The sequence below is a fragment of the Streptomyces cinerochromogenes genome, from assembly GCF_014648635.1.
GTDB lineage: Bacteria > Actinomycetota > Actinomycetes > Streptomycetales > Streptomycetaceae > Streptomyces > Streptomyces cinerochromogenes.
The window spans coordinates 363,706-380,871 of sequence record NZ_BMRM01000001.1 but is presented as its reverse complement, the minus strand read 5'-3'; the positions used below and the strand labels follow the sequence as shown (position 1 = coordinate 380,871).

At 71.3% G+C, this 17,166-nt stretch carries 14 protein-coding genes and 2 tRNA genes; 12 read left to right on the top strand and 4 right to left on the bottom strand.

Annotated features, from left to right (window positions below; translation table 11 throughout):
• Positions 1–41 precede the first annotated feature (41 nt).
• The 5 genes from nadD (at position 42) to IEZ20_RS01645 (ending at position 3,862) form a co-directional block, all read left to right on the top strand.
• Entirely contained in the window at positions 42–728 is a 687-nt protein-coding gene (gene nadD, locus IEZ20_RS01665) for a nicotinate-nucleotide adenylyltransferase (RefSeq protein ID WP_189294246.1), read from the top strand.
• A gap of 16 nt (positions 729–744) precedes the next feature.
• Positions 745–2,460 (top strand): LCP family protein, encoded by a 1,716-nt coding sequence (locus IEZ20_RS01660; protein WP_189294245.1) that lies wholly within the window; start codon positions 745–747, stop codon positions 2,458–2,460.
• 124 nt (positions 2,461–2,584) lie between these two features.
• Positions 2,585–3,028, top strand: coding sequence for a ribosome silencing factor (rsfS, locus tag IEZ20_RS01655; RefSeq protein WP_189294244.1), 444 nt, complete (start codon positions 2,585–2,587; stop codon positions 3,026–3,028).
• Positions 3,028–3,696, top strand: coding sequence for a histidine phosphatase family protein (locus tag IEZ20_RS01650; protein WP_189294243.1), 669 nt, complete (start codon positions 3,028–3,030; stop codon positions 3,694–3,696). Before rsfS ends, IEZ20_RS01650 begins: the two co-directional genes overlap by 1 nt.
• Positions 3,697–3,789: 93 nt before the next feature.
• A tRNA-Ala gene (locus tag IEZ20_RS01645) sits at positions 3,790–3,862 on the top strand.
• 117 nt (positions 3,863–3,979) lie between these two features.
• Here the strand turns inward: IEZ20_RS01645 and IEZ20_RS01640 are convergent.
• Entirely contained in the window at positions 3,980–4,870 is an 891-nt protein-coding gene (locus IEZ20_RS01640; RefSeq protein WP_189294626.1) for a helix-turn-helix transcriptional regulator, read from the bottom strand.
• A 329-nt stretch (positions 4,871–5,199) separates the two neighbouring features.
• Here IEZ20_RS01640 and IEZ20_RS01635 point away from each other — a divergent pair, with 329 nt between their 5' ends.
• From IEZ20_RS01635 to IEZ20_RS01625, 3 genes are all read left to right on the top strand, one after another.
• Positions 5,200–6,564, top strand: a complete 1,365-nt coding sequence (locus tag IEZ20_RS01635; protein WP_268253025.1) for an MFS transporter — start codon at positions 5,200–5,202, stop codon at positions 6,562–6,564.
• Positions 6,565–6,633: 69 nt separating this feature from the next.
• Positions 6,634–6,807, top strand: coding sequence for a hypothetical protein (locus tag IEZ20_RS01630; protein WP_014672673.1), 174 nt, complete (start codon positions 6,634–6,636; stop codon positions 6,805–6,807).
• A 3-nt stretch (positions 6,808–6,810) separates the two neighbouring features.
• Complete coding sequence (locus tag IEZ20_RS01625) at positions 6,811–7,044, top strand: hypothetical protein (protein WP_030653820.1); 234 nt, start codon at positions 6,811–6,813, stop codon at positions 7,042–7,044.
• Here IEZ20_RS01625 and IEZ20_RS01620 read toward each other — a convergent pair.
• Complete coding sequence (locus IEZ20_RS01620; RefSeq protein WP_189294625.1) at positions 7,034–8,236, bottom strand: glycosyltransferase 87 family protein; 1,203 nt, start codon at positions 8,234–8,236, stop codon at positions 7,034–7,036. The two genes, IEZ20_RS01625 and IEZ20_RS01620, sit on opposite strands and share 11 nt — an antisense overlap.
• A 117-nt stretch (positions 8,237–8,353) precedes the next feature.
• Here IEZ20_RS01620 and IEZ20_RS01615 point away from each other — a divergent pair.
• Positions 8,354–8,426 (top strand) — tRNA-Ala (locus tag IEZ20_RS01615).
• A gap of 139 nt (positions 8,427–8,565) precedes the next feature.
• On the opposite strand, the gene IEZ20_RS01610 is transcribed toward IEZ20_RS01615, so the two are convergent.
• Complete coding sequence (locus tag IEZ20_RS01610; RefSeq protein WP_189294241.1) at positions 8,566–10,176, bottom strand: NADH-quinone oxidoreductase subunit NuoF family protein; 1,611 nt, start codon at positions 10,174–10,176, stop codon at positions 8,566–8,568.
• Entirely contained in the window at positions 10,173–11,456 is a 1,284-nt protein-coding gene (locus IEZ20_RS01605) for a ferric reductase-like transmembrane domain-containing protein (RefSeq protein WP_189294240.1), read from the bottom strand. Before IEZ20_RS01605 ends, IEZ20_RS01610 begins: the two co-directional genes overlap by 4 nt.
• A gap of 402 nt (positions 11,457–11,858) precedes the next feature.
• On the opposite strand from IEZ20_RS01605, the gene leuS reads away from it, so the two are divergent.
• The 3 genes from leuS to IEZ20_RS01590 all read left to right on the top strand — a co-directional run bounded on the left by leuS (position 11,859) and on the right by IEZ20_RS01590 (position 16,655).
• Positions 11,859–14,741 (top strand): leucine--tRNA ligase, encoded by a 2,883-nt coding sequence (gene leuS / locus IEZ20_RS01600; RefSeq protein WP_189294239.1) that lies wholly within the window; start codon positions 11,859–11,861, stop codon positions 14,739–14,741.
• A 258-nt stretch (positions 14,742–14,999) separates the two neighbouring features.
• Positions 15,000–15,737 carry a hypothetical protein gene (locus tag IEZ20_RS01595; RefSeq protein ID WP_189294238.1) on the top strand — a complete coding sequence of 246 codons (738 nt, stop codon included), beginning with the start codon at positions 15,000–15,002 and terminating at the stop codon, positions 15,735–15,737.
• A gap of 72 nt (positions 15,738–15,809) precedes the next feature.
• Entirely contained in the window at positions 15,810–16,655 is an 846-nt protein-coding gene (locus IEZ20_RS01590) for a DegV family protein (RefSeq protein WP_189294237.1), read from the top strand.
• Positions 16,656–17,166 lie beyond the last annotated feature (511 nt).

Sequence of the window (17,166 nt, the reverse complement as noted above, 5' to 3'; positions counted from 1 at the left end):
CCGGCCGGACGTCCGAGACCGGGCCGGTAGGGTCTGCACGCATGGGAGAGCAGGACATGCCTACCGGTCCGGCGCACAAGACCGCCGACGACACGGTGAAGCATCCGCAGTACGGACCGGGCCACGGCCCCGCCCACACGGGCAAGCGGCGCCTGGGCGTCATGGGCGGAACGTTCGACCCGATCCACCACGGGCACCTCGTGGCGGCCAGCGAGGTCGCCGCGCAGTTCCAGCTGGACGAGGTGGTGTTCGTCCCCACCGGCCAGCCCTGGCAGAAGTCCCACCGCAAGGTCTCCCCGGCCGAGGACCGCTACCTGATGACGGTCATCGCCACCGCCGAGAACCCGCAGTTCTCCGTCAGCCGCATCGACATCGACCGCGGCGGCCCCACCTACACCGTCGACACCCTGCGCGACCTGCGCGCCCTCAACCCCGACACCGACCTCTTCTTCATCACCGGCGCCGACGCCCTCGGCCAGATCCTCACCTGGCGGGACTCCGAGGAACTCTTCTCCCTCGCCCACTTCATCGGCGTCACCCGGCCCGGCCACCACCTGGCCGACCCCGGCCTGCCGGAGGGCGGCGTCTCGCTCGTCGAGGTGCCGGCGCTCGCCATCTCCTCCACAGACTGCCGAGCGAGAGTCGCCAAGGGAGACCCCATCTGGTACATGGTGCCGGACGGAGTCGTGCGCTACATCGACAAGCGCGAGCTGTACCGCGGCGAGTGAGCCGAGAGGGGCACCGGTGAACGACCGATACGACGCGGGTGACGCAGGCTACGGCGCCGGCCCGTACGAAGTCGTCGGCTACGACGAGTACGGCCGGCCCGTGTACGGGCAGGTCCCGGCCCAGCAGGCTCCGCAGGCCCAGCAGGCCACCTACGACCCGTACGCCCAGCAGCAGGGCTACGGCTACGACCCCTACGCCACCGGCCGGCAGCCGGCCCACTCCTACGACCCCGGCCAGCAGCCGCCCGCCTACGACCCCTACGGCTCCCAGACCCCGTACGACCCGTACGCCACCGGCACCCAGGACGCCACCGGCTACGACCCCTACGGGCAGGCGGCGAGCAGTGGACAGCAGCCGCGGGTCGCCGAGCAGACCGCCTACATCCCGCAGCAGGCCGGACCGGCGGAGGACGTGCGGGTCCCGCAGGAGACCGGGCCCGACCCGGGCGAACCGGAGTACCGCACCGAGCAGTTCGCCTTCGTCGAGGAGCCGGACGGCGACTCCGAGGACGTCATCGACTGGCTGAAGTTCACCGAGAACCGCACCGAGCGCCGTGAGGAGGCCCGCCGCCGCGCCCGCAGCCGGATCATCGCGCTTCTCGTCGTCCTCGCCCTCGTCGTGACCGGCGGTGTCGGCTACCTCTGGTACGCCGGGAAGCTGCCCGGTCTGTCCTCCTCCGACGGCACGACCGGCAGCGGCACCTCGGTCGCCGCCCAGAAGCGGGACGTGCTCGTCGTCCACCTGCACAACACCGCCAAGGGCGGCACCTCCACGGCGCTGCTGGTCGACAACACCACCACCAAGCAGGGCACCACGGTCCTGCTGCCCAACTCGCTCGCGCTGACCGGCGACGACGGCTCCACCACGACCCTCGCCAAGTCCGTGGACGACGACGGCTCCTCCGGCACCCGCGACCAGCTCGACACGGTCCTCGGCACCAGCATCCAGGGCACCTGGCGCCTCGACACGCCCTACCTGCAGAACCTCGTCGAACTCGTCGGCAACATCGAGGTCGACACCGACACCGACGTGCCCGACCCGGACGCCAAGAAGAAGGGCGCCGCACCGCTCGTCCACAAGGGTCAGAACCAGACCCTCAGCGGCAAGATGGCCGTCGCCTACGCCACCTACCGCGCCGCCGACGAGTCCCAGAACGCCCAGCTGGAGCGGTTCGGCCAGGTCATGCAGAGCGTGCTGCGCAAGATGTCCTCCGACCCGTCGTCGGCCACGACCACCGTGCAGACCCTCGCCCAGATCCTCGACCCGCCGCTCACCGACAAGGACCTCGGCGCCTTCCTCGCCAAGCTCGCCGACCTCGCCAAGAGCGGCGACTACAAGACCGCCCTGCTGCCCGTGCAGGCGGACGGCACCCTCAGCGCGCAGACCAGCGACAGCGTGGTGAAGGGCATCCTCGGCGGCACGGCCAAGAGCCCCGACGCCGGCTCCGCGGTCCGGGTCTCCGTGCAGAACGCCACCGGTGTGAAGGACGACACGGAGAAGGCCCGCGTCGTGCTCCTCAACGGCGGCTTCACCTTCCTGGAGGGCGGCAGCGCCTCCGGCACCCAGGCCACCTCGAAGGTGCTCTACGCGGACGCCGCCGACAAGGCGGACGCCGCCGAGGTCGCCAAGACCCTCGGCCTGCCCGCCGGCTCCGTGACCAAGGGCAGCGTCTCCTCCGGAGCCGACATCTCGGTGATCCTCGGCAGCGACTACAAACCGTCCTCCTCCTGACCCCGGCCGCCTTCCCGGCGGGAGGGCGGCCGGGGCACCCCACGTGCTGCCGTAATCACGTGGGGTGCGCCGTGCGGTCCGTGAGACCCTTGATGACAAAAGACCGCCGACGGAAAGCCAAGTAGTGACCGCCACCGATCGTTCCCTTGAGCTCATCAACACCGCCGCCCAGGCGGCGGCCGACAAGCTCGCCCACGACGTCATCGCCTACGACGTGAGCGACGTACTGTCGATCACGGACGCCTTCCTGCTGGCATCCGCCCCGAACGACCGCCAGGTCAGGGCCATCGTCGACGAGATCGAGGAGCGCCTGCTGAAGGAACTCGGCGCCAAGCCGGTCCGCCGCGAGGGCGACCGCGAGTCCCGCTGGATCCTGCTCGACTACGTCGACATCGTCGTCCACGTCCAGCACAGCGAGGAGCGGGTCTTCTACGCTCTGGAGCGGCTGTGGAAGGACTGCCCCGAGCTGGAGCTGCCCGCCGATGCCAAGGCCACCCGGGGCAAGGCCGAGGAGCACGCCCGGGCCCAGGCCGCCGAGGCCGACCAGGAGCCGGGCGGGGAGTGGTGATGAGCGCCACAGGTGAGGTGACCGACCGCAAGGGCCGGGGCCGCCGCATCATCCTGTGGCGCCACGGCCAGACCTCCTGGAACGTGGAGCGCCGCTTCCAGGGCACCACGGACGTCGAGCTGACCGAGGCGGGCCTCGAGCAGGCCCGCCGCGCCGCGCGGCTGCTGGCCTCCCTGCGGCCCGACGCGATCGTCTCCTCGGATCTTCAGCGGGCCGTGCACACGGCCGCCGAGCTGGCCTCCCTGACCGGTCTCGACGTCACCCGCGACGAGAGCCTGCGCGAGACCTACGCCGGCGTCTGGCAGGGGCTGACGCACGAGGAGATCATCGCCCGGTACGGCGAGGAGTACGCCGCCTGGAAGCGCGGCGAGGCGGTCCGCCGCGGCGGCGGCGAACTGGAGACCGAGGTCGCCGACCGCTCCGCCCCCGTCGTGCTGCGGCACGCGGAGAAGCTGCCCGAGGACGGCACCCTGGTCGTCGTCAGCCACGGCGGCACCATCCGCACCACCATCGGCCGGCTGCTCGGCCTGGAGGCCCGGCACTGGGAGAGCCTCGGCGGCCTCTCCAACTGCTGCTGGTCCGTGCTCGGCGAGGGCGCCCGCGGCTGGCGTCTGCTGGAGCACAACGCGGGCACCCTCCCGGAGCCCGTCCTCGGCGACGACGACTGACCGTCCCCAGGGCCCCCGACCCCGGATTTCACTTTCTGGCAGGTCACAGGCTAAAGTTCTTCTTGTTCGCCCCGCCGAGCGGGAAGAACACAAGGGGCTATAGCTCAGTTGGTAGAGCGCCTGCATGGCATGCAGGAGGTCAGGAGTTCAATTCTCCTTAGCTCCACTGATCGACACTCTGTTGAGTTGTCAAAGATCGGTGATGAGGATCCCGTCCCCGTAGGGGGCGGGATTTTCTGTGTCCAAGCCGCTGCGTCCGGCCACTGTGTCCAAGCCGCTGGGTTCAGCTGCGGACGCCTTCCTCGACCTCCTCCCCGTGTACCGGCGGCCACAGCCGCTCCCTCTGCTCCCGCAGCAGCGCGATCTTCGTGCGCGCGTCCTCGTCCTCCGGGCTGTAGACCACGATCCGGCACTCGGGCATCCCGTCGATCGACAGTGACTGGGAGGTCATCCGCATCTCGCCGACCGCCGCGTGCCGGAACGTCTTCACCCGGGGTCCCGGAGGTGCCACCTCACCGCTCGCCCACAGCTCCGCGAACCAGGGGCTCGCCGCCGCCAGGCCGCGTATGTACTCCTCCCAGGCCGGCTCGCCCACGTGTCTGCCGTAGGAGGACCGCAGTGTCGCCACCATGAGCGGCAGCTCCTTCTCTCGGTGCACCAGCGGGCAGGCGCCGTCCGGCAGCGTGAACAGCGTCCACAGCACGTTGGGCAGGCCGATCCTGGCCGTCTCCGGCACCAGGAACAGGTCCCGGTAGGCCGCGTTGGTCGCCAGGACGTCGTACCGCGAGTTGTAGACCACCGCCAGCATCGGGTCGAGGGCGTCGATGATGCCCTGTACCGCCGGGCTGATCCGCCGGATCAGGCCCTCCGGGTCCGGCTGGAACGGCACCTCGGCCAGCCGGTACAGGTGCTCCCGCTCCGGCGGGTCCAGCCGCAGTGTCCGCGCGACCGCGTCCAGCACCTGCGGCGAGGCGTTGATCGGCCGGCCCTGCTCCAGCCAGGTGTACCAGGTCACGCCGACGCCCGAGAGCTGCGCCACCTCTTCCCTGCGCAGGCCGGGTGTGCGCCGCCGCAGGCCCGGCGGCATCCCCACGTCGGCCGGTGTGACCCGCGCCCGCCTGGTGCGCAGGAAGGCAGCCAGCTCCGGCCTGCGCCGCTGTGTCCTCGTCCCCATCGTCATCCCCCGTCGTTCCCCCGGTAGCCCGGTAGCCCCCGTAGCCCCGTCGTCCCCGTCTCATCGTCGGCACGCGGACCCGACCCTGCCAGGTGCTGGCAGTACCAGCATCGGCGGGCACTCGGCACCCGTACCGCCGCGTCGTCACGCTCGACGTCATGACGACGACATCCCGGACCGGTCCGGGCACCGAGCCCCTTCCGCGTCCTGCGATCAGTGAACCATCCACCACTGACAGTGACGCCCCGGCCGTCGGCCGAGCCGCATCAACCGTCACGGACAGTGAAGCACCCGCCACTGACAATCGGCCTCGGCTGCTGCTCGGCGTCCTGCTCGCCGCCCTGTTCATGGCAGCTCTCGACGTCTTCATCGTGAACGTCGCGGCCCCCACGATCGGTTCCGACCTGCACGCCTCCGGCGCCGACCTCCAGCTGGTGATCGCCGGCTACACCATCACCTACTCCGTGCTGCTGATCACCGGGGCCCGGCTCGGCGACCGGCTCGGCCACGGCCGCGTCCACCTCGCGGGGCTGGCCCTGTTCACCGCGGCCTCGCTCGCCTGCGGACTGGCGCAGGGCTCGACCGAGCTGATCGTGTTCCGGCTCGTGCAGGGGGCCGGGTCGGCGCTGATGATCCCGCAGGTGCTCAGCCTCATCCAGCGCACCTTCACCGGGGAGGCCCGGGCGCGGGCGCTCAGCGCCTACTCGGCGGTCCTGGCCGTCGGCGCGGCGGCCGGGCAGGTCGCAGGCGGTGTCCTGGTCAGCGCCGACCTGTTCGGCACCGGCTGGCGGCCGGTCTTCCTGGTCAACGTCCCGGTGGGCGCCGTGCTGCTCGTGCTGGGCCGGCGGGTCCTCCCCCTCGGCGCCGCGGGCGGCCGGGAGCGGGCCCGGGCGCTCGACCTGCCCGGCCTGGTGCTGCTCGGCGCCGCCGTGTCGCTGCTGACGGTGCCGCTGGTGCTGGGGCAGGAGGAGGACTGGCCGCTGTGGTCCTGGCTGTCGCTGGCCGGAGCGGTGGTGCTGTTCGCCCTGTTCTGCGGTTACGAGTCCCGGCTGGCCCGGCGCGGCGGCGCCCCGCTGATCACCCCCCGGGTGCTGCGCCACCCCGGCATCGGGAAGGCCGTCTTCCGGATCCTCGCGGCGATGTCGGTCAACGCCGGCTTCCTCTTCGCGCTGACCCTGCACGTCCAGGGCGGCCTCGGCTACAGCGCCCTCAGGGCGGGACTGAGCTTCGCGCCGACCGCGGCCGTTTTCGGCGCCGTCAGCCTGACCTGGCGGAAGTGGCCGGCCGCCTGGCAGCGGGCGCTGGCGCCGGCCGGGTTCGCGCTCACCGCGGTGTCCGTCGCCGTGGTCGGACTGGCCTTCCACGGCGGCGGTGACGGGGGAGCGGCTCTGTACGCGGGATACGCGGGCACGGGTGCGGGGCTGGCGCTGGCCTTCAGCCCGACGCTCACCGGCGCGCTGGCCACCGTACGGCCCGAGGACGCGGCGGACGCCAGCGGTCTGCTGGCGACGGTCGCGCAACTCGGACAGCTGATCGGTGTGGCCGCGTTCGGCACACTGTTCCTGAACCGGCTTGAGTCATTCGGGGCTCTGCACGCGTACACCTCGGCGGAGGCGTTCTCGGTGAGCGTCTGGGCGCTGGCCGGGACGGCCGCGGTGGGAGCTGTGTCCGGACTGGTACTGAGGCGTCGCTGACCGTATTGCTCCGGCCGTGGCAGAATCAAACGGCCGGAAGGGGGCGCGGCCCGACGGGAGGGAGTAGCGATGCCTGCGAGCATCCTTGAGGAGGTCGGCCACCTCCTCGGTGCGGCCTTGATACGGGACACGACCACCCGGCTGAGCTGCCCTTCCTGTGGTTCCGCGCATGTGGCCCAGGTTCTCGGCGACAACGGCGGAATCTCCTACGTGTGCACGGCCTGCGGCCACAGCTGGAGCTGATCGATGGGTGCACACCGGCGAAAGTGCGACTGGTGCGGGAGCGGTACTCCGATCGTCCGTGACATGGAGCCGATCAATCCCGACTACCAGTACTGGTGCGAGGAATGCGCGCGGGCGCTGATCATAAAAGGCGACCCGATCGAGACGTACCGGGAACTGGAGGGCGAGCCGATCTACGGCCGCCTCCTGGAGGAGCACTGCACGCTCAAGCGGTTCTACCAGTTCGTCACGGCCTGACACGGACCTCGCCGCCGGACCTCGGCAACGATGTCCGGGCCAGCGCGAGGAAGAGCGCACCGGTCGCTCCGTAGACCGCTGACAGAGCCAAGCCCCCGCAGCCCAGGTGCAGTTCGGGCCGGCCTTTCCCGTGCGGCACCCACCAGGGGGCGTACGAGCAGAAGACCAGCAGGGTGCCCACGGCCGCCGCCCGGTGCCGGCGTGTCCACAGCAGCAGCACCACCGGCACGCACCACACCCAGTGGTGGGTCCACGACACCGGGCTGATCAGCAGGGCGGTGACGGCGCAGGAGCACACCGCCCAGGCCCGCCGACCCCGCAACTCCGCCCGCACGGCCACGGCGAGCCCCAGGGCGGCCACCACGGCCGCGCAGGCCGCCCAGAGGGCTCCCGGGTCCGGCGTGTGCAGCAAGCGGGCCAGGAGGCCGCGCAGGGCCTGGTTGGCGGTCTCCTCGGCGTGCCCGGCCCGGCTCGGGCGGAACACCATGTCCGTCCAGAACCGCCAGGAGTCGTACGGCAGGACGGTCGCCGCTAGCAGTGTCGCCCCGGCGAACGCGACGGCCGCCCCGCGCGCGTGCCGCAGCCACGGCCCTCCGCGCCCGCCTCCGAGGCGGGCCACGACGCCCGTCACGAGCAGGTACACCGGGAACAGCGCGGGCGTCAGCTTGACCGCCGCGGCCAGCCCCAGACCCACCCCCGTCCAGCGGTCGTGCCCGCCGGGCGGCCGGCGGGTCAGGTCCCACAGCACCAGGACGGCCAGCAGCAGGTTGATCTGGCCGTAGCGCAGGGTCGTCCACACCGGCTCGCACCACACCGCCGGCGCCGAGAGCCACCAGGCGGTCTCCACGCGCGTGTGGCCGACGAGTTTCAGGGACAGCCGTACGAACACCACCAGCAGCGCGAGGTTGCCGGCCGTCACCAGGGGACGCAGGAGCGCGGTGTCCAGCAGGGGCAGCGGGGTGAACAACAGGGCCGCGAACGGCGGGTAGGTGGTGGGCAGGCGCGCGGCCGTCGCGCGCAGGGCGTACAGATCGCCGCCGGCCCGCACGGCGGCTCCCTCGGCCCGGTAGACCATCAGATCGATCATCGACACGTGCGCGGCCCGCTGGGCGGCCCAGAACGCCGTGAAGGACAGCAGGCACACCCCCACGGCGACCGGCATCCGGCGGCGGGCGGCGGGAGACGCGATCATGGTCACGAAGCCGACATTAGTGCCCTAATCGGGGCGAGCGAGAAACCGATTTGGTGCTGCACTGCGGGGCCTGTAATGTTTACGTCGTCGCCGGGGGAACCCGGAGAGACACAACAAGGGGCTATAGCTCAGTTGGTAGAGCGCCTGCATGGCATGCAGGAGGTCAGGAGTTCAATTCTCCTTAGCTCCACAGAAGTCGAAGGCGGATCATCCCACGGATGATCCGCCTTCGGTGTGTTGCCCACACATGACGTGCGCGATGCGCACACATGACGCGCGTGAACGGATCGGCGGGTCACCGGCCCGGATGACCCGCCGTTCCCTCGCGCTCAGCGACCGAGCGCCCGCCGGCCACGCCCCTGGGACAGAACCGGAAGGTTCCGCGACGGCGCCTGCCCGCGCGTGTCCTCCTCGATGCGCAGGGCGAGCGCCGGACAGCGGCGCACCGCGCGCAGCGCCTTCGCCTCCGCGTACCGCGGCACCTGCGCCTGGGCGACGGTCGGGAATCCGTCGGCACCCAGCTCGAACACCTCCGGGAGGATGTCCGCGCACAGTCCGTGCCCCCGGCACAGCGTCCAGTCGACGTAGATCTTCTGGCGGCTGGAGCCGGCCTCCTCGGGCTGTCCGCCACCCGGGATGCCCATGGGGGCCTTGCCGCCCTCGAAGAGCGGCAGAACGCCCTCCACGGGCCGTCCGCAGCCGTTCCCGAGGACATGCGCGGCCAGGTCGTCGGTGAAGGCCTTGATGGTCGACTCCAGGAACATCGCCGAGCCGTCCGGGTGCGAACACGCCCCGCGCCGCTTCACGTTCTTCGCGACCTGCTTGAGCGCCTCCAGGGCGGCCGGTCCGCCGCCGTTCAGGATGTCCTCCATCCCGCGCGCTGCGGCGGGCAGTCCCAGGTAGCAGGGCCCGCACTGGCCGGCGCTCTCTTCGGCCAGCCACTGCGCGACCCGCAACGACTCGCCCAGCGGGCACGTCTCCTGGCTGATCGGCAGGATCGCGCCCGCGCCGAGCGAACCGCCCACCGCGTCCAGCGAGTTGCGGGAGACGATCGCCTCGTTCACGGTCGCCGCGTCGATCCACTTGCCGTGATAGCCGCCGGTCAGCACGCCCTGCGGCACCGGCGGGGCGCCCGCCAGCTGCAGCACGTAGCGCAGCGGTACGCCCGTGGGGACCTCGATCACCATCGGGCGGGCCACCGCGCCGGACACGGTGAGCATCACGGTGCCCGGTTCGTCGTACAGGCCGGTGTTGCCGTAGCGCTCCGGGCCGATACGGGCGGCGATGGCCAGCTGCGCGAACGTCTCCGCGTTCGACAGCAGCGTGGGCGCGCCGCCCACGCCGCTCTGCGAGGCGCTGATCTTGCGACCGGGCGGGATCGCCGGGCCGCCGTCGATCGAGCGGATCAGCGAGGCGGCCGCGCCGGTGACCATGCGGACCGGATTGCGCTGCACCCACGCGCGTAGTGCCGATCTACGGCTGTTGCTCAGCCCTCGCTCGGCGAGCGCGGCCTCCATGGAGCGCTGCGTGGACTCCCGGGTGACGCCGATGACGAGGGTGCGCGCGCCGAGGGCCTCGGCGCACAGCAGCGCGCCGTCCAGGATGAGGTGCGGGGCACGGTTGATCAGCACCGTGTCCTTCCGGCAGGCCGGTTCGTCCTCGCTGCCGTTGACCACGACGACCGGCCGCACCCCGCGCTTGATCGCCGACTCGGCGACCGAGCGGAGCTTCTTGTGGAAGGGGAAGCCGGCGCCGCCGCGCCCCTTGAGACTGATGCGTTCGGCCAGCTGGGCGAGCTGTTCGCCGCCCAGTGGATCGAGCGGCCCGTGCACCTTCAGGTGCATGGGCAGATCGAGCCGCTCCACAAGGTCGAAGCCCGACGTGAGCTGGGGAAGCCCGACCACGCGGACTTCGGGGACGTCGGGCAGGGCCTCGTTCACTTAAAGCCTCCGGAAGGCGTGTTCCAAGGTTCGCCCGAACCCGGTGCCTCGTAGGACGAGCCGGGCAGCGTTTCGGTGGCGGGACCGCTGTTGAACGTGTCACTCGGGTTGTACGTGCCGTAGAGGCCGTTTGTCTCACCGGTGTCGTACACGTCACTTCCGCCGTATCCCGTGGCGCCCGGATTGCCATAGACCGGGATGGTGTAGCCGGTGTCCTGGAGCGGGTCGTACGCGGACGGCGGGGCCTCGCCGACCGGCGGCGGGGACGGGATCGGCCAGCTGCCCGAGGTGCTGGAGGGGCCGTCCACGCGCGGCATGGCCTCCGTGGGCTGGAGATCCAGCGGCAGGTCCATCCGGGCCGTCTGACCGGCCGCGAAGGGCTGCTGCGGGCGGCCCGGCGTGGAGACCGCGCGGTAGGCCGCCGCGAAGCCGGAGGCGGGCTCCGTGGCCGGGGCGGCCGGGGTCTGGTACAGCGGGGACGTCGTGGTCTCGGCGGGTGCCGGCCTCGGCTCGCGCCGGCCCTCGAAGCCGGGCAGCGCCGACTCGGCCACCCGGGAACGGCTCGCGTCCAGCTCGTCCAGCCCGGGCCGCTCCGAGCTGCCGAACAGGGCCACCAGCCGGTCGGCGACCTTCCGCTTGACCGGGCGCGGTGCGGCGCGCAGCGCGAGGGCGCCCATCACGCCGAGCAGCGAGAGGCTGTAGAGGATCACGAAGATCGGCTTGGCGGATCGACCCGCGTAGAGGCCGTGGACCAGCGCCGCGCACCAGGCCGGGTACGCCAGCATGTGCATGGCCCGCCAGCGGGCGGCGACCGGTGCCGGCGTGGCGAAGTTGCTGCGCAGGGCGCCGGTGATGCCCACGAAGATCATCAACAGGCCCGCCAGCGAGCCCAGTCCGATCAGGCCGCCGATTCCGGTGAGACCGAGCGAGAACGGGATGATCGCGGCGATCAGCTGCGTGTGGTCCAGCGCGATCTTCGTGGTGATGTGCAGCAACAGGAACGCGATCGAGGCGACCGCGGTCGTCCGGTGCACCGCCTGGCCGATGATCCGCTGCCGGGTGTTCAGGAAGATCCGGTCCTGTGCGAACAGGCCCCAGATCACCGAGCAGCTCAGCGAGACGAGGGACAGCACGCCCGCGCCGAAGTTCAGGAACTCGCGGAACTGGCTGCCTCCGACCAGCACGATCACGGGTATCAGCAGCAGGACGACAGCGGACGCCACCCCATAGGCCGAGCGGCCGGGTTTGGGGAGCGAGCTGGTACTACGACGAGGGTTCATGGGGGCAACTCCGAGCAGTTTCGGGAAAGCGGTCCCGCTGCCGCACTCTAGGTGGCGCCATACCGATCAGTACGGGGTTTGAGTTATTGCGTTGTTATCAACAGACAATGCGACGGGGGCGGTGTCCCATAGGGGACGGTACGCGAAGTAATTGCTGACCTTTGTTCAGTTCCGGGCGGGCTTCGTGACATGTCCATCAGGGATACGGAAGCGCCTCGCAGCTTGCTCAAGGGCTGCGGTACCCTAACGCCATGCGTGCCGTACGCCTTCTGCTTAGCGGGCCGCGCTGATCAGTACCGACCCCGGTCCCACCGTGAGGTCGGCATCGGCGCGGCGTCCCCTCCTGTGCGAGGGGCTTTTTCATTTCCGCAGGCAGAGACGATCGATGGAGCTTTGAGGATCATGAGCGAGACGAACCCCGCTGCCACCGCCGGCGTATCGGCGGAGGCCGCGCCGCACCGCTACACGGCCGCCCTGGCGGCCGACATCGAGGCACGCTGGCAGGACTTCTGGGACGCCGACGGCACCTACGCGGCCCCGAACCCCACGGGCGACCTGGCGGACGACCCCGAGCTGGCCGCCAGGCCCAAGAAGTTCATCATGGACATGTTCCCGTACCCCTCCGGTGCGGGCCTGCACGTGGGCCACCCGCTGGGCTACATCGCCACCGACGTCTACGCCCGGTTCCAGCGCATGACCGGCCACAACGTCCTGCACACCCTGGGCTTCGACGCCTTCGGCCTGCCCGCCGAGCAGTACGCCGTGCAGACCGGCACGCACCCGCGCGTGTCCACCGAGGCCAACATGGAGAACATGAAGGCCCAGCTGCGCCGGCTGGGCCTGGGCCACGACAAGCGCCGGTCGTTCGCCACGATCGACCCGGAGTACTACAAGTGGACCCAGTGGATCTTCCTGCAGATCTTCAACTCCTGGTACGACGAGGAGGCGCGCAAGGCCCGCCCGATCTCCGAGCTGATCGCCCAGTTCGAGTCCGGTGAGCGCGCGGTTCCGGGCTCCACGCGCGCGTGGAACCAGCTGACCGCCGCCGAGCGCGCCGACATCCTGGGCGGGTACCGCCTGGCCTACGCCTCCGACGCGCCGGTCAACTGGTGCCCGGGCCTGGGGACCGTGCTGGCCAACGAGGAGGTCACCGCCGACGGCCGGTCCGAGCGCGGCAACTTCCCGGTCTTCAAGGCCAAGCTGCGCCAGTGGAACATGCGCATCACCGCCTACGCCGACCGGCTGCTGGAGGACCTGGAGGAGCTGGACTGGCCCGAGGCCATCAAGCTGCAGCAGCGCAACTGGATCGGCCGCAGCGAGGGCGCCCGGGTCGACTTCCCGATCGACGGCGAACGCATCACGATCTTCACCACCCGTCCCGACACCCTGTTCGGCGCCACCTACATGGTGCTGGCGCCCGAGCACCCGCTGGTCGACAAGTTCACCCCCCAGGCCTGGCCCCAGGGCACGCACGAGGTGTGGACCGGCGGCCACGCCACCCCCGCCGACGCCGTCGCCGCCTACCGCGCGCAGGCCGCCTCGAAGTCCGACGTCGAGCGGCAGGCCGAGGCCAAGGACAAGACCGGCGTCTTCACCGGCGCGTTCGCGACCAACCCGGTCAACGGCGAGCAGATCCCGGTCTTCATCGCCGACTACGTCCTGATGGGCTACGGCACCGGCGCCATCATGGCCGTCCCCGGACACGACAGCCGTGACTTCGCCTTCGCGCGCGCCTTCGAGCTGCCGGTCCGCTGCGTGGTCGAGCCGACCGACGGCCGCGGCACCGACCCGTCCACCTGGGACGACGCCTTCGTCTCCTACGACGCGAAGATCGTCAACTCCGACAGCGACGACGTGAAGCTGAACGGCCTGGGCGTGGTCGACGCCAAGGCGCGCATCACCGAATGGCTGGAGCGCAAGGGCATCGGCGAGGGCACCGTCAACTTCCGGCTGCGCGACTGGCTGTTCAGCCGCCAGCGCTACTGGGGCGAGCCCTTCCCGATCGTCTACGACGAGGACGGCGTCGCCCACGCGCTGCCCGAGTCGATGCTGCCGCTGGAGCTGCCCGAGGTCGAGGACTACAGCCCGCGCACCTTCGACCCGGACGACGCCGACACCCAGCCCGAGACGCCGCTGTCGCGCAACGAGGAATGGGTCAACGTCACCCTGGACCTGGGCGACGGCCCCAAGAAGTACCGCCGCGAGACCAACACCATGCCCAACTGGGCCGGTTCCTGCTGGTACGAGTTCCGGTACCTGGACCCGCACAACGACCGCAAGCTGGTCGACCCGGAGATCGAGCGGTACTGGATGGGCCCGCGCGAGGGCCAGCCGCACGGCGGTGTCGATCTGTACGTCGGCGGCGCCGAGCACGCCGTGCTGCACCTGCTGTACGCGCGCTTCTGGTCCAAGGTCCTGTACGACCTGGGACACGTCTCCTCCGCGGAGCCGTTCCACAAGCTGTTCAACCAGGGCATGATCCAGGCCTACGTCTACCGTGACAGCCGTGGCATCGCGGTGCCGGCCGCCGAGGTGGAGGAGCGCGACGGCGCCTACTACTACCAGGGCGAGCAGGTCAGCCGCCTGCTGGGCAAGATGGGCAAGTCGCTGAAGAACGCGGTGACCCCGGACGAGATCGCCGCCGAGTACGGCGCCGACACCCTGCGCCTGTACGAGATGGCCATGGGCCCGCTGGACGTCTCCCGCCCCTGGGACACGCGCGCGGTGGTCGGCCAGTTCCGGCTGCTGCAGCGGCTGTGGCGCAACATCGTGGACGAGGCCACCGGCGAGGTCACCGTGACCGACGCCGAGCCGGACGAGGACACCCTGCGCGCCCTGCACAAGGCGATCGACGGCGTCCGCCAGGACCTGGAGGGCCTGCGCTTCAACACCGCCATCGCCAAGGTCACCGAGCTGAACAACCACCTGACCAAGGCCGGCGGCCCGGTGCCGCGGTCCGTGGCCGAGCCGCTGGTGCTGATGATCGCCCCGCTGGCCCCGCACATCGCCGAGGAGCTGTGGCGCAAGCTGGGCCACACCGACTCGGTCGTCCACCAGGACTTCCCGGTCGCCGACCCGACCTACGTCGTCGACGAGACCGTGACCTGCGTCGTGCAGATCAAGGGCAAGGTCAAGGCCCGGCTGGAGGTGCCGCCCGCCATCTCCGAGGAGGAGCTGGAGAAGGTGGCGCTGGCCGACGAGAAGGTCGTCGCGGCGCTGGGCGGCGCGGGCATCCGGAAGGTGATCGTGCGGGCGCCGAAGCTGGTCAACATCGTTCCCGCGTGACAGCCGGGTGACCGGTCCCGCATGACAGCCGGGTGATCGCTCCCGCGTGACGACCGGGTGATCGGGGCTGCGTGACTCGCGGTGATCGGGGCTGCGTGACAACCGGGTGCTGTGCACCGGCTCGGGGTACTCCCCTACGGGCGGGCTCAGGGTCCTCTGGGGGCAGGTTCGGGGTTCTTCCGGAACTCCGGGCCTGCCCGCAGCGTTTACCGTGGAGAGCACAGCGGCTCGCGCCGTACCGGCCGGAGGAGGAGCGTCATGGAAGTAGTGCTGACCGTGTTCGCCCTGCTCTTCCTGCTCTTCGTCGGCCTCGGCGCGTACGCCACCGTCAAGGCGGTCCGCGCCGCCAAGCGCGGGGTGGACCGGACCATCGCCCAGGCCCGCCGCACGGTCGAGGACCACACCCTGCGCGCGAAGTCCTTCGCCCAGAGCGGACCTGCCGCCGAGATCGCCCAACTGCGGCTGGCGCTGCGCACCTCCATGCGGGCCACGCAGGACGCGCTGCACGCGGGTGCGGCCGAGGACGAGTCGCTGAAGGAGTCCCTCGGCCTCTTCGAGCGGCTCAGCGCGCACGGACACGAGCTGGACGGCGACCTCAAGCGCCTGGAGTCCGAGCCGGACCGGGCCACGCTCACCGAGCGCCTGCCCGAACTGCGCAGCCGCACCGAGCGCATCACCCAGTCCGCCGACTCCCTGCGCTGGGCCGTCCGCGACCGGGCCCACCGCTTCGCCGACGACGACCTGGACACCCTCAGCGCCCAGATCGACATCGAAGCGGGCGCCCTGCGCCACTGGACGCGTGCCGAGCCCGGCCAGGCACCCCCGCCGTGGCCCGAAGCTCCCGCCCCGGCCGACAGACAGGCCACCGAACAGACCTGGCCGAAGGCGCCCGGACCCCGCGCCGCCAAGGAGTCCGCTCCCGAGGCGATCGCCCCGCCGTCATGGCGCCCCACTTCCCCGTGGCAGAAGAAGCCCCGCCCCGAGAGCACCACATGAGGGTGCGGCTCCTCGGCCGCAGCACCGGGGCCGGGCTGCCGCGCGCGCACGACGACAGGTAACCTCCAGCTCATGTCCCGCCATGTCGCGATCGTCACCGATTCAACGGCCTACCTGCCGCCCCGGGCGATGGAGCGTCATGGCATCACCGCGGTCCCGCTGACCGTGGTCCTTGGCGACCAGGCCCTCGAAGAGGGCACCGAGATCTCGACCCGCTCCCTGGCCCAGGCGCTGCAGAAGCGGCGTTCCGTCACCACCTCCCGGCCCAGCCCGCAGGTGTTCGCGGAGACCTACCGCGGGGTCGCCGAGTCCGGCGCGAGCGGCATCGTCTCCCTGCACCTGTCCGCCGAGCTGTCCGGCACCTACGACGCCGCGGTCCTCGCCGCGCGCGAGGCGCCGGTGCCCGTGCGGGTCGTGGACACCGGCATGGTCGCGATGGCGCTCGGCTTCTGCGCCCTCGCCGCCGCCGAGACCGCCGAGGCGGGCGGCACCATCGACGAAGCCGTCGCAGCCGCGGAGAAGCGGGCCGCCGGCACCTCCGCCTACTTCTACGTCGACACCCTCGACTACCTTCGCCGCGGCGGCCGGATCGGTGCCGCGCAGGCCCTGCTGGGCTCTGCGCTCGCCGTCAAACCGCTGCTCCAGCTGGGCGACGGGCGGATCGAGCCACTCGAAAAGGTCCGTACGGCGTCCAAGGCGATCGCGCGCCTTGAGGAACTGGCCGCCGAGAAGGCGGGCACCGCCGAGGTCGACATCGCCGTTCACCACCTCGCCGCCCCCGACCGCGCCGCCGCCCTCGCCGACCGGCTGCGGGTCCGCGTCCCTGGCCTGGCCGATCTGCATGTCAGCGAGGTCGGAGCGGTGATCGGCGCACACACCGGGCCCGGGCTGCTGGGCGCGGTCGTCTCGCCTCGCTGACACCGGTCGTTCCGGGGCCGGTCTTCCCACTCGGTTACGGGACCCGACCCGATTCACCCGTCCGGGTGGCGAAGTTTTCCACAACTGCCCGGCCGTCCACGGAAACTCCCCAAGATCATCGCGATGGGATGGAATGCCCCATCCTCGTCGCATGGCACTTCGATCTCGCTCACGCACGGCAACTCCGACCAGCGGCCCCGGCCGTGGCCCCGCCTCCGACGGCCGCGTCCGGCAGCGCCGCACAACCATCCATCCCCGCCGCGTCCACCCCCGCCGCGTCCGTCACCGCCCGTCCGCGCCGGCGGAGGAGCTGCGCCAGCGTGCGGAACTCCTCTTCGGCGAACGGGCCGCGCAGTGGCGGGAGTCGGGAAACGCGCCGCCGGGCCCGGAAGGGTCCGGGAGCGCACCGACGGCCACGGTGACGGGCCTGGCACCCGGCCTGAGTTCGACCCCGGGTTCCAGGCGGACGGTGAGCGCGGTCGAGCCGGCGCCGGGCAGGGCCTGGGAGAGG